Genomic DNA, 12,289 nt, shown 5'->3' on the forward strand with positions numbered 1-12,289 from the left:
GAATGTTGCGCTCATTCAAAGACGATGTTCTGACCCAATTCTATGCTTTGTCTAAGCATACCGCCGTTAAATAAAGTATTATAAACCTTTACGAACAAATGACTGATCGTTATGACCAATGTTTCAGACCAACCAACGCAATACGGTTTTGCCCCGCTCGCTATCGCACGTATTAAAGGTGCACAGCGTGCCAATCAAATAGCGATTTATCTTATTTACGCTGCTATTATCGCGTTTATGGTCTTTGGCACTATTGCTAGTATTAAAGCATTCCATGACAATCAGCTACTTTATCGACTGTTTTTTAATTTGCCTTATGCGCTGATAGCATTGACCATACCTATCACTATTTATGATGGTTTTGTTATTTACCGTTATCGCTTAAACCAACCTTCAATGATTGCTTTAAGCATTGGTGTATCTACAGTCGTACTGGTCGGTGGGCTGTTATTTGCTGATACTGCCTGGTTGGGACTGGCATCGTGGCTTGGAGTGGCATTTTTATTTAAAGCAAACTTTAAGCGCTTTTTTAACTTTTTGGAAGCCGAAGCAGAAACTGAAGAAGAGTTTGGAAACGAACATGTAACTGATGAAAAGTTGCCACAAGCTCCTAAAGAGTCTTCAATCGACAGCAATTTCTAAATTTACTACTTATTTTTAATATAACGACTATGACTACTTCAATATCTGACATTGCGATCCATCATCATTTGGATACCCAAGGACTTATATGTCCGGAGCCGGTTATGATGCTGCATCGAACTATTCGTAAAGCCGATGGCGGCGATATCATTGAAATTCTTGCAACCGATCCTGCGACGACGCGTGATATTCCTAATTTTTGTCGTCATCTCGGTCATGAGCTTGTACATCAAGAAACACTGGCTGAAAACGTACACTTAAATGCTGATCCTGATGAAATCACCATTGATAGCGATGATGCTACGCCCACAAATATGACACTTTATCGATATTTGGTTAAGAAAAAAACGGCATAGCATTTCTAAGCGTGTCTGTGTGAGTATCTTTCATCGCTGTCTTCATTCTTACTTGAGCACTATTTTATGAGTCGTGATCGCGCCGTGCAACAACGCCAACCTAAAGCACTGGCAGTAGACGACGAGCCCAGTTATATGACTGAGTTTCGTCAAGCGATGCTGGCCCGTGGTCTGGCGACACGTACGCGTAACGCTTATGTCCGCGATTTGCGTACTTGCGAGCTGACCAATCCCCTTGCCTTGACGAAATGGCAAGCTGAAGATGTATTGCATTGTCTGTCACTTCTTGCTCAAGATGATAAAACGCCGCGCACTCAAGCACGTATGCTCTCAAGCCTACGTCAATTCTACTTATGGATGATCGCCAGCAACCTGCGCGAAGACAATCCTTGTGAGCGTATTAAAAGCCCTAAACTTGGACGTCCTTTACCAAAAGATTTAGCGGAAGCAGATGTCGATAACCTACTTGCTGCACCTGATACTAGCACCGCGCTGGGTCTACGTGATAAAGCTATGTTAGAAGTGTTGTATGCTTGCGGCCTACGGGTCAGTGAGCTGATTAATCTGGCGCTTGAACAAGTCAATCTTAATGCTGGCTGGTTACAGATTACGGGGAAAGGTAATAAAACGCGACTGGTACCGCTAGGTGAATATGCAGCGGACGCGCTGGACGATTATCTGTCTCATGGGCGTGGAGACTTGATTGCGCATTTGAAATCGGGCAATTGCCAAGCGGTATTTCTGACCGCACAAGGTGGTTATATGACGCGGCAGAACTTTTGGTATTTACTGAAGAAATACGCCAAAGTCGCCAGTATTGATAAAGAGCTATCACCGCATACGCTACGTCACGCCTTTGCGACTCACTTGCTCAATCATGGTGCGGATCTGCGTAGCGTACAGTTATTATTGGGTCATAGTGACTTATCGACCACACAGATTTATACCCATGTGGCGACGGCGAGATTGCAAAAATTGCATGCCGAGCATCATCCACGCGGTTAAAATTGAAATTGACTATTTATTGATAATAGTAAAAGGAATAAAACGTGTTGCAAGCTCAGCCATCTACTTTGCCTACCCTAACAAAAGAGCAAAATTCTGCACTCAAAAACCTTACCATTATGGGTTACTTAGAAGGTACGTCCTTTTTATTATTACTTGGTGTTGCAATGCCACTCAAATATATGTTGGGTATTCCTGAAGCGGTAAGATATATCGGTATGGCACACGGGGTACTATTTATCGCCTATATCTTGGTTCTACTGATTGCAACGAGCAAAATAAAAATGCCGCTATGGGTAATGCCTGCAGGTGTGCTTGGCTCGTTTTTACCATTTGGTCCGTTTATATTTGATCATTTATTAAAGAAGCGTTTGGGGAAGGGGTATTAAAAGTACTTTAATATCAGAGGTGATCCGAATACCTATACTTTTTTGACATAGCGACCTATCAACGACTCAAAATTAACAAGTAAATAAAGGGTTTTACTATGTATGTTGAGGTCAAAAAAATTAAAGAAGACGATGAAGAAGTAACATATGAATTTTTTAACGGTTCATGTGTCTCTAATGGAATTTTTTTACTATATAAGAATAGAATGGAGCCATTTACGTTTGATATGTCGTGTCGGTTGATTAAACCTATTGATGGTTATGCTCCTGAGGCACATTATCAAAGAGCAATGGTAGCCGTCATGAAAAGTTATAAGAAAAATGATGAACTACCTGAAAATGCTTTTTTTATGTCAGGATAATACAATGAATAGCGCTCACACTAACTCACTACTACGTGATATTCCAACAGGTGTTGATTACACGGAGTTACCTGAAGATATAGATCCTGAGGACATACCACCCGAACGTATTAAAGGTGCTGTTGATCTTTTGGCCCATGAAGATGATTATATCGTTTTTCAGGCAGCACGGTTATTGACCTCTTGGGGTATCGAAGAAGGTTTTGATACTCTAAAAAAACTGCTAGTAGAGAATGAGTTGCAAGGAATGATACAGCATCGCCTGTAATGAGTTGCAAGGAATGATACAGCATCGCCTGTATGGATATGATGAGACTTATAAACACGTTCTATATGCGTTTATTAGCTATTGGGCAAATCAGTCAGACGCAGGTAAAGGGGAACAAGCTAGAAAAGCGATATTTGAACCTGTATCTATTATAATTAAAGCATCTAATGCACAATTATTCCAGATCAAAGGGCTGTTTAGACTGGTAAGTAAAAAGGGTTTTGTTGAATATATTCCGCTATTAAAAGAGCATCTTCCGATTCTAATTAAGAACCCAGAAGATAACTATTGGAGAATTCATGATGTTATTGAGCTCTTCTTAAACGTTGATTCTAACTTCGTGCTACAGATCTTGAAGAAAAATGATAAAAAATTGTCTGATTTTGGATTTTAAGATTAATTTTTTATCTGGTCATAAGGTACCCTTCGTGTACTAATGTTAGACATTATCTTGATGAAAGTGCGTAAGGCATATTCTACTCTTGTTCAAACCTCACCACAATTCCATAATAGGATACTGCAAACCTGCCCTTTTCTCGTTACAATACCTGCCATAGTATATTAACCTTCTATTTATTAAATAATCCGAGAATCCCATGAGCCATAGACCCCCTGCTGACCTATTAAAAAACGCCGAACACTGGCGCGAAGATATTAACTTTCGCCAAGATGTGCTGGGCAAGCCGTTTGATTTTGCGACTACGTGGGGCATTTTTTCACCGCAAAAGCTTGATGAAGGTAGCCTCATGCTGCTTGATTATGTGGACTTTCAAGCGGATGATGATTCGATAGATTTGGGCTGCGGTTATGGCGTGCTCGGTATGACAGCAGCACGCGAATGTCCAAATGGTCAGCATACTTTGATTGATAAAGACTTTATGGCGGTAGAATATGCACGCCATAACTGCGTGCAAAATGGTCTAAACAATGTCGACGTGCATTTATCAAACGGCTTTAATCATGTGGCAAAAGACAAAGATTTTAGCCTTGTGATGTCAAACTTGCCAGCCAAGGTCGGTAAGGAGCAGCATTATCTATACTTCCTTGATGCCTATGCGCGCATGCGTGAAGGTGGACGATTTTATGTGGTCACTATCAATGGCTTGCGCCAGTTTATGAAGCGCTCGTTTACCGAAGTATTTGGCAATAGTGAAAAGGTCAAACAAGGCAAGACCTATACCATTACCATGGCAACCAAAGACTAAAACGATTTATATCTGCCATAAAAAAACACGCTAACGTTAGCGTGTTTTTTTATGCATGCTTTAGGATGCTCCCTAGGCTACATCTGCCGTTTTATCAGATAAAAACCTAAGGCAGCACTACCGATAATCGGTAACAGTACCATGAGCATGGGCGAAAACCCCGTCGCCAATGAGACAAAGCCGACCAAATCTTGCACATAGCTAAATAGCAAACCAAAAAGTAACGCGACCACAATACGCAGACCTAAGCTATGCGTGCGCAATGAGCCAAAAACGAATGAACAAGCAACAATCACCAGCGATAAGATGGACAGCGGTGATAACAGCTTTTGCCAAAATGCAAGCTCATGTGGCAACGAGCGCTTGCCTTGTTGTTGCATAAATTGACGATGTTCATAAAGCTGCGTCAGAGACAAATCCTCTGCTTTGCGAGTCAGTAAATAGACGGACTCAGGTGCAAAGGGCAGACTTAGAGTATCTAATGAGGCCTTAGATTGGCTACTCTCAAAGCCTTGATTGATGGACAGCTTAGTCATATTATTTAGCTGCCACTCGTACCGATATTGCTCGCTTAGCTTGCCAGTAGTGCCCAAAGATTGACGACCAATGTACTGCCCACCCATCGCATGAGTGGCTGTTTGTAAGTCACCATTATTGTCCAGATGCCAACGTTTGACTTCACCAATGTTACCTTGTACATCCGCATAATCGATATATAAAATATCACTGCCATCAGGCTGTACGTTACCATCCGTATTGCTTTCAGTTGTACTTTGAAAGCGCGGCTGCATCGTCCAGTAGCCACGTACTGAAGTGACTAGTGAGCTGCTGTCTTCGTTGTTTATTTCACGAGCCAGTTGGTTAGAGTTGGGCAGTACAAACTGATTCAGCATTAGTGCCAATAGTACAAACAATAACGCTGGTTGCAATACCCAGCCGACGATGCGATAGATACTGACGCCAGCGGCACGCATAACGACAAGCTCACTTTTACTAGCCAGCAACCCTAAGCCCACTACTGCGCCAAGTAGTGCACCTGTTGGCATAAATTGCTCTAAAAAGTAAGGCGAGCGGTAAAAAATATATCTGAGCGCATCAGACATGGTATAACTATCAGACAAATCTTCAAGCTCAGACAAGTAGGTAAACAAGACTTGTAGTGCCCATAACCCAACTACCGCCGCGATAATCGCTAAAAGCGCATTGGTTTTGACATAACGTCCAAGCACCTTTAAATTGGAGGAACGGCTTTGAGGGATCTGAGCTTTAGATAACAAGGCGCGCATTAGAGCTGACCTCCATTAGAGTCTTTTATTGAATTATCGACAGACCCCAATGACTTATCTTCAAAACGCACACGCAATCGGTGCTGAAAGCGACTGCCCCAATTCATATAAAGCGCCAATGCCATAAATCCTAGTACCAGCCATGCGTACGCCCAAACGCTCACGCTACCTTTACCCACAGCATTCTTCAAAGATATGATGCCAAGCGCACAACTGACAAACAATAAAATAGAGGGAAACAGTCGCAACCAGCGACCTTGACGCGGACGTACTTGTGCAAGCGGTACAGCAAGCATAGGAGCGATAATCATCAGCCAAGGTAGCGTAAAGCGGTAGCCAAGCTCACCTTGTGCTGCTCGTAGCGCATCAGCACTACCAACTTGTGCGCTACCTGTAGCGGCCTGCCATAAAGGTCCGATTTCTTGGGTTTCGATATTATTTTCAGTCACCACCTCTTTTGAGGATTCAGTTAACGTAATACGATAACGATCAAAGCCTACTTGATTGTACTTCAGGCTACCTGCGCCCACTTCATAACGTCGACCTTGGAATAGATCTAACTGCGTCACACCGCTACCAGCATTCTCTACTTGCTCAGCACGCTTAGCCAAGGTAATGGTGTCTTTATTAATAGAATGATCCGTATTGTCAGCTGACTTTTTGGATGGCTCAGATTGGATAAGTACCACATCTTGTAGCTGCGTTTTGTCATCGCTAAGACTGCCTACATACAAATGATAATTACCGCTACTAATAAACTCATTGGGACGAATTAAGTCAAAAGCACTTGTCAATGCTTGTTGCTGCCAAACCGCCTCAGATGAGCGCACCCCCCACGGCTTACCGACAATCGATAATGCCGCCTCCCCCACAAACAATGCCAAAATTAAGGGGGTCATCAATCGCGCAAGCTTACCGCGAGAGACGCCGCTGGCATTGATAACCGCCATTTCTTGATCGACATACAGACGTCCAAACACCAGCATCAACGCAATAAAAAACGCCAACGGTAAAATAAGCTCTAAAAAATACGGCAAGTTATAACCAATAATGACAAACAATAAGCCAATATCGAGATTCCCTTCAGCAGCAATTCCAAAGTAACGTATTAGGCGACCACCAAGCATCATCACTACCAAAAAGCCCAATACCAAAGCAGTGGTTGAGGCAACCTGACGGGTCATGTAGCGGCGTAATATCACAATAGGTACTCTTAAACAGTTGGTATTGGTGCGTTTCTTCGCAAACTTAATGACGGTTTTTAAGGTGTCGATTGGGTATTATAGAGATAGCATTGCTCAGGTAAATACTTAAATAAATATAAACATCATTGAACCACTGGTTAGCGACATCGTATAAAAATTAGTGACGACTAGCGAGCAAGACAACCGCTAATGCTAGCACGTTTTGGCAAAAAATAGCGGTGAAATGTGTTTGGAAACATTACCTAACCCTTGCCAATGGCTTATTTTTCATAACATAAAGTAGTCCGATACGATAAAGTCATATAGCTTAATAAAAACGATAGGTAGACTGGTTTAGTCATATAAAGGCTTTGGTTGATTTGGTTTGAAAAGATAAAAAGGTTTGTTTGTCATTCGTATCACTGATCGAATATTGCCGCTATTCATTGCTAAACTCATGTATTGTCAAAAATCACGATCAACATTTACTATACCAATAGCCCATTTCTTACTTATGCAGCCTAATGGAGAACAATATGTCTAATCCCTCTACCTTACTTGAATTAGCTGGTGGCGAATTTGATACGCTTGATTGGTCAAATTGCGCTATCGTCTTTATCGATTATCAAAACGAATATGTGGACGGTGCTATGCCACTAGGTCAATCGGGTAGTAAGGCGATTGACAATGCACGCCTACTGCTTGATAAGGCTCGCAAAAAAGACATTCCTATCTTTCATATCGCCCATCATGGTGAAGACAATGGCAACGTTTTTGATCCATTATCTTCTAATGTTGCTATTGTTGACGATTTAAAACCGATGAATGGCGAAAAAACCATTACCAAAAAGCATCCTAATGCGTTTTATAATACTGAGCTTAGTACACTTATCTCTGCTGCGCAAAAGCAGCAAATTATCTTTGCAGGTTTTATGAGTCATATGTGTGTCAGCTCAAGTGTCAGAGCTGCCTTTGACTTAGGCTTTACTAATTTTGTCTGTCATGATGCTTGTGCCACTCGCGACCTTCCCAACGCTAAAAAAGAGACGATAAGTGCTAACACTATGCACGATACGGCTATGGCAGCGTTGCAAGATAGGTTCGCTGCGTTAGTATCAACTGATGAGCTGATCAATGACTAATCAGTTGCAGATGGTGAGTGCGGGGGAATAGGGCAGAAAAACATATGGAAACATTCACTAACCCTTGCCCTCTGCGCACGAATTATTCAATATGCTACACTACAGCCATAATCAAATATACTAAAAATGTATCGCTGTTAATGCAGTCGCTGTCAAAGTGTAGAATTCATGATTTACTCATTTTAGGTTCAGAGTTTACCGATAAATGAATGATCAATAATCTGTCTTATTTGACTTTTTATTTTATAATTTTGATGTGAGTATCTGCATCATTTATCAACACTTTTTATATTACTACTCTAATAAGGATAACTATATGAATATCAAACTATCTCAGCATTTGCCAAAGACTCATACGCAAAAAATGCTCAAAAAAGAAGCAAAGAGTAAAGATGAAGCTTGCCTTGTGGTCTTGGTGGACGATAAAAAGAACATCCTTGCCAAATCGGCTTTAACTGACTATACCGCGCGTATCGAGCAGTTGATTGAGGTCTCACACTTTAACGGTAAAGCTTGCGAGACGGTGGCAGATTATGCTCTGGCAGGGGACAAAAAAACCACCAAGCAAAACCCTGTACAACTCCTATTAGTTGGCGCTGGTAATGTTGATAAACTGAACGAAACCGTTTTACAGAAGATTGCTAAAACCATCTATAGCAGCACTCAAAAACGTGTGGCATCGATTACTGTCGCATTGGGTGATACTCTAGAAGAAAACCATTTTGGTCAATTTGCCCTCAATCTATTGGCAGCGAGCTATCGTTTTGACAAATATAAGTCAGAGCAAACTACGCCAATATTGACCGATATCTATTTGGTGGCTGATGAGTCACTACAGCCTGCGCTAGATTTTGCCCAATCGGTATTTGCAGGTCAAAGTCTGACCCGTAATGTGGCCAATGAGCCAGGCAATATTTGCTTCCCAGCGTATATGGCAGAACAAGCCGAAGCGCTTGCCAAGACTTATCCTGACCTATTAAAAGTGAGCGTACTTGGTGAAGATGAGATGTCAGCGCTAGGTATGGAGTGCTTTTTAGCAGTGGCTAAGGGCTCTACCAAAGAAGGTAAGCTGGTACTTATGGAGTATCGCGGCAAATCTAATTTCAGTGCCGATGCTGACGCTAGCAAAGAGGCCACTAGTAGTGCGAAAGTTTCTGGCAGTTTAAAAGCATTGGCTGATAAATTACCAACCAAAACCTCTAATAAGAAAACGGCTAAAAATGCAGTTACCAGTAGCGATGATAATGCACAAGCTGTAAACGATGATGCTCCTATCGTGTTGGTCGGTAAAGGCATAACCTTTGACTCAGGTGGTATCTCAATCAAGCCTGGTGCGGCCATGGATGAGATGAAATTTGACATGGGCGGTTCAGCGTCTGTGCTTGGTACGCTCAAAGCCTTATGTGAAGCGCGTCTACCGATCAACGTTGTGGGCGCCCTCGCCTGCGCTGAAAATATGCCATCAGGCGATGCTACTCGCCCAGGGGATATCGTTAAAGCCATGAACGGTAAATCAGTTGAAGTCTTAAATACCGATGCTGAAGGCCGTTTAGTACTGGCAGATACCTTGTGCTACGTACAACGTTATCAGCCAAAAGCCATCATTGATGTCGCGACATTGACTGGTGCCTGTGTGGTCGCATTAGGTCATGTACGTTCAGCGGTCTTTAGTAATGATGAAGATGTGTTATTCGAATTAGAGAACGCCAGTAATCAGACAGGTGATCTTATCTGGCATATGCCAATGGATGATGCTTATCAAGCACAGCTTGACTCGCCTATCGCTGATATGCAAAATATCGGTGGCAAAGGTGCAGGCGCTGTGACCGCTGCTTGTTTCTTGTCACGCTTTGTGAAAGAAGGTCAAGCATGGGCGCATTTAGATATTGCTGGCACCGCGTGGAGCTCAGGTAAAGATAAAGCAGCAACGGGTCGCCCTGTGCCATTATTTATGCAATACTTGAAAAATAGCGCAAATATGGCCTAATTCATTGACGAAAACCCATTTATGAAAATTAGCTTTTATGTATTAAGTGAGAGTAAAGCCCAAGATTTCTTGGGCTTTATTTGTCAGTTGACTCAAACAGCACTCAACAAAAGTAATCAATCACTATTAATTCTTACTCAAGATAAAACCTTGTTGTCGACGCTTGATGAGGCACTATGGACTCAAGATGAGACAAGCTTTATCCCGCACCAATGCCTTGCAACTTTAACTAACGCTATTCCTGACGATAATGCTACTAAAGCAAATAATAAAATGTCAGCACCGGTTTTATTAGGTAGCTATATGCCTGCTGATTTTAACGGTATCGTACTTAATACCACGCTACATCCAGTCAACGACTTTATGGCAGTGACTAGCAACGCTAAGCCCACTCGGGTCCTTGAGTTGATCAAGCCTGATACAACCAGTGTGCAAGAAGGGCGTCATAAATATAAGCACTATAAACAGTTAGGCTATGAATTGACACACTTCAAAGTATAATTGACCAATCTTAAAGCTATAGAACACCCTCTCTTATTGTCTTCATTCTTGTGTAATAAATCTTCTAAATAGACTGATTGAGAAAAAATTAGTTTGCCTATACTTACCTGCTTATTTTCTCTTATTCATTGTATTTTTAACTTTGTATCATTGTTATTGTCGCTCTTATAGTCAACTAATAATCACTATTAGGTGAATAAGTTAAAAAATGCTACTATCTGTCGTCTCGTTTTTTATTGTTACTACAATTTATTTTTTACTGACGAATTTGAGGATAGATAGATGCGTTCATTGACTGCGATGTACAAGCGTATAGGGCTGGTACCGCTCATTATTATTGGTTTGATATTAGGGGTATTAATTGGTTGGCTGGCACCAAGTGTCGGTATTGCTTTGGGATTATTGGGAACGCTATTTGTCGGTGCGCTAAAAGCTGTGGCACCGATTTTGGTATTCGTCTTGGTCATGGCAGCAATTAGCCAACATCGTAGCGGTAACGAAGTCTATGTCAAACCTGTGCTTATCATGTATATTTTCGGCACTTTTCTGGCAGCACTAACTGCCGTAGGAGCGAGCTTCTTATTTCCGACTGAGTTGGTTCTCGTGAATGCAGATATTGAGCAGGTACCGCCAGCTAACCTCAAAGAGGTATTGACGAACCTACTCATGAATCTAGTCGCAAACCCTATCAGTGCGATTGCTGAAGCCAACTATATCGGTATCTTGGCATGGGCAATTATTATTGGCTTTGCGCTGCGTCAAGCCAGCGACACTGCTCGTACCATCGTTGGCGATTTTGCTGATGCCATCTCACAGGTCGTAAAGTGGGTCATCGCCCTAGCGCCTTTTGGTATCTTAGGTTTGGTTGCCAATACGGTCGCTGAGACCGGCTTTGCCTCTTTAGTAGGTTATGCTCGTATCCTAATGGTACTAGTCGGTTGTATGCTATTTATTGCGTTGATTGCCAATCCTCTTATTGTGCTTATCAAGACTGGCAAAAACCCTTATCCGCTCGTATTCACTTGTCTACGCGAATCAGGAATCACGGCATTTTTTACCCGTAGTTCGGCGGCCAATATTCCCGTTAACATGAACCTTGCAGGCAAACTGGGACTGCACGAAGATACATATTCAGTCACCATTCCACTAGGTGCGACCATTAATATGGCAGGCGCGGCGATTACGATCAACGTCTTAACACTTGCAGCAGCGCATACTTTAGGTATCGAAGTAAGCTTTGCTTCAGCCCTTTTATTGAGTTTGGTTGCCACAGTCAGTGCTTGCGGTGCCTCTGGGGTCGCTGGTGGTTCGCTACTGCTAATTCCATTGGCGGCCAGTTTGTTTAGCATTCCAAATGACATTGCCATGCAAGTGGTTGCAATCGGCTTTATCATTGGTGTCATTCAAGACTCAGCAGAAACAGCACTAAACTCTTCAACGGATGTTTTATTTACCGCTGCTGCTGATCCTAGGTATTCACGTTAATTTATGCACATTTATTATTACCGCTAACACTAATATGACAAAAGGGCTTTTAAAAGCCCTTTTTTCTGGTCTGTTATTTACGATTGACGTGGCTATTTTAGCTGCTCAATATCTACTTCAATGATCGGCGCTTGCCTATCTATCTGGCGCTTAAGCTGACGTAATTGCTCGACCTCATCTAATAGCTCAAGTATTAAACCAATCGCTGGTACACTGGCGTCAAAGTCGCGACTGAGACGTGAGGCACGGCGTACAGTTGTTAGCTGGTAACCCGTAAACTGCTCACGCTCCGGTACGTCATATTCGATGATGTTTTCTTCTATCAACTTGATGACCCATTGACGCTCTTGACCACAGGCAGTCACTAGCTCATCTAAACTCATAATAATATCGGTAAATTCAGGCGAGTGTTTCATAATTATTATCCTCGTTTGCTCTTTATGTCGTCGTTATCGTATTCATCTTTGCGCTTTATGA

At 42.2% G+C, this 12,289-nt stretch carries 15 protein-coding genes; 12 read left to right on the plus strand and 3 right to left on the minus strand.

All coding sequences use genetic code 11. The features are described 5' to 3' along the window. Window positions 1-111: 111 nt before the first annotated feature. The 8 genes from ACS8FB_RS09805 (at window position 112) to ACS8FB_RS09840 (ending at window position 4,227) form a co-directional block, all read left to right on the plus strand. Window positions 112-642: a hypothetical protein gene (locus ACS8FB_RS09805; protein ID WP_439262523.1), complete on the plus strand. Its 531-nt coding sequence runs from the start codon at window positions 112-114 to the stop codon at window positions 640-642. A 29-nt stretch (window positions 643-671) separates the two neighbouring features. Further along, window positions 672-998 (plus strand): sulfurtransferase TusA, encoded by a 327-nt coding sequence (gene tusA, locus ACS8FB_RS09810; protein WP_439262525.1) that lies wholly within the window; start codon window positions 672-674, stop codon window positions 996-998. Between the two features lie 66 nt (window positions 999-1,064). Continuing rightward, complete coding sequence (gene xerD / locus ACS8FB_RS09815) at window positions 1,065-2,003, plus strand: site-specific tyrosine recombinase XerD (RefSeq protein WP_299218764.1); 939 nt, start codon at window positions 1,065-1,067, stop codon at window positions 2,001-2,003. 44 nt (window positions 2,004-2,047) lie between these two features. Then, on the plus strand, window positions 2,048-2,392 hold the full coding sequence (locus tag ACS8FB_RS09820; RefSeq protein WP_439262527.1) for a DUF3817 domain-containing protein: 345 nt from the start codon (window positions 2,048-2,050) through the stop codon (window positions 2,390-2,392). Between the two features lie 98 nt (window positions 2,393-2,490). Continuing rightward, a complete protein-coding gene (locus tag ACS8FB_RS09825) occupies window positions 2,491-2,754 on the plus strand; it encodes a hypothetical protein (RefSeq protein ID WP_439262529.1) in 264 nt (87 codons plus the stop codon). Window positions 2,755-2,758: 4 nt separating this feature from the next. Continuing rightward, a complete protein-coding gene (locus tag ACS8FB_RS09830) occupies window positions 2,759-3,022 on the plus strand; it encodes a hypothetical protein (RefSeq protein ID WP_439262531.1) in 264 nt (87 codons plus the stop codon). A 13-nt stretch (window positions 3,023-3,035) separates the two neighbouring features. Further along, complete coding sequence (locus ACS8FB_RS09835; RefSeq protein WP_439262533.1) at window positions 3,036-3,416, plus strand: hypothetical protein; 381 nt, start codon at window positions 3,036-3,038, stop codon at window positions 3,414-3,416. Between the two features lie 202 nt (window positions 3,417-3,618). Beyond that, entirely contained in the window at window positions 3,619-4,227 is a 609-nt protein-coding gene (locus tag ACS8FB_RS09840) for a class I SAM-dependent methyltransferase (protein WP_439262535.1), read from the plus strand. 77 nt (window positions 4,228-4,304) lie between these two features. Here ACS8FB_RS09840 and lptG read toward each other — a convergent pair whose 3' ends face one another. Continuing rightward, window positions 4,305-5,513, minus strand: a complete 1,209-nt coding sequence (gene lptG / locus ACS8FB_RS09845) for an LPS export ABC transporter permease LptG (protein ID WP_439262537.1) — start codon at window positions 5,511-5,513, stop codon at window positions 4,305-4,307. Further along, on the minus strand, window positions 5,513-6,715 hold the full coding sequence (gene lptF / locus ACS8FB_RS09850; RefSeq protein WP_439262539.1) for an LPS export ABC transporter permease LptF: 1,203 nt from the start codon (window positions 6,713-6,715) through the stop codon (window positions 5,513-5,515). Before lptF ends, lptG begins: the two co-directional genes overlap by 1 nt. Before the next feature lie 518 nt (window positions 6,716-7,233). On the opposite strand from lptF, the gene ACS8FB_RS09855 reads away from it, so the two are divergent. The 4 genes from ACS8FB_RS09855 to sstT all read left to right on the plus strand — a co-directional run bounded on the left by ACS8FB_RS09855 (window position 7,234) and on the right by sstT (window position 11,812). Next, window positions 7,234-7,839, plus strand: coding sequence for a cysteine hydrolase family protein (locus tag ACS8FB_RS09855; RefSeq protein ID WP_439262540.1), 606 nt, complete (start codon window positions 7,234-7,236; stop codon window positions 7,837-7,839). 316 nt (window positions 7,840-8,155) lie between these two features. Further along, on the plus strand, window positions 8,156-9,826 hold the full coding sequence (locus tag ACS8FB_RS09860) for a leucyl aminopeptidase (RefSeq protein WP_439262542.1): 1,671 nt from the start codon (window positions 8,156-8,158) through the stop codon (window positions 9,824-9,826). Window positions 9,827-9,847: 21 nt separating this feature from the next. Beyond that, window positions 9,848-10,327, plus strand: a complete 480-nt coding sequence (locus ACS8FB_RS09865) for a DNA polymerase III subunit chi (RefSeq protein WP_439262544.1) — start codon at window positions 9,848-9,850, stop codon at window positions 10,325-10,327. Between the two features lie 282 nt (window positions 10,328-10,609). Continuing rightward, window positions 10,610-11,812 carry a serine/threonine transporter SstT gene (sstT, locus tag ACS8FB_RS09870; protein ID WP_299218779.1) on the plus strand — a complete coding sequence of 401 codons (1,203 nt, stop codon included), beginning with the start codon at window positions 10,610-10,612 and terminating at the stop codon, window positions 11,810-11,812. 92 nt (window positions 11,813-11,904) lie between these two features. Here the strand turns inward: sstT and ACS8FB_RS09875 are convergent, their stop codons facing one another. Continuing rightward, on the minus strand, window positions 11,905-12,228 hold the full coding sequence (locus tag ACS8FB_RS09875) for a chaperone modulator CbpM (RefSeq protein ID WP_439262546.1): 324 nt from the start codon (window positions 12,226-12,228) through the stop codon (window positions 11,905-11,907). Window positions 12,229-12,289 lie beyond the last annotated feature (61 nt).

This window comes from Psychrobacter sp. 1U1 (genome assembly GCF_051847535.1).
Taxonomy (GTDB): Bacteria; Pseudomonadota; Gammaproteobacteria; order Pseudomonadales; family Moraxellaceae; genus Psychrobacter; species Psychrobacter saeujeotis.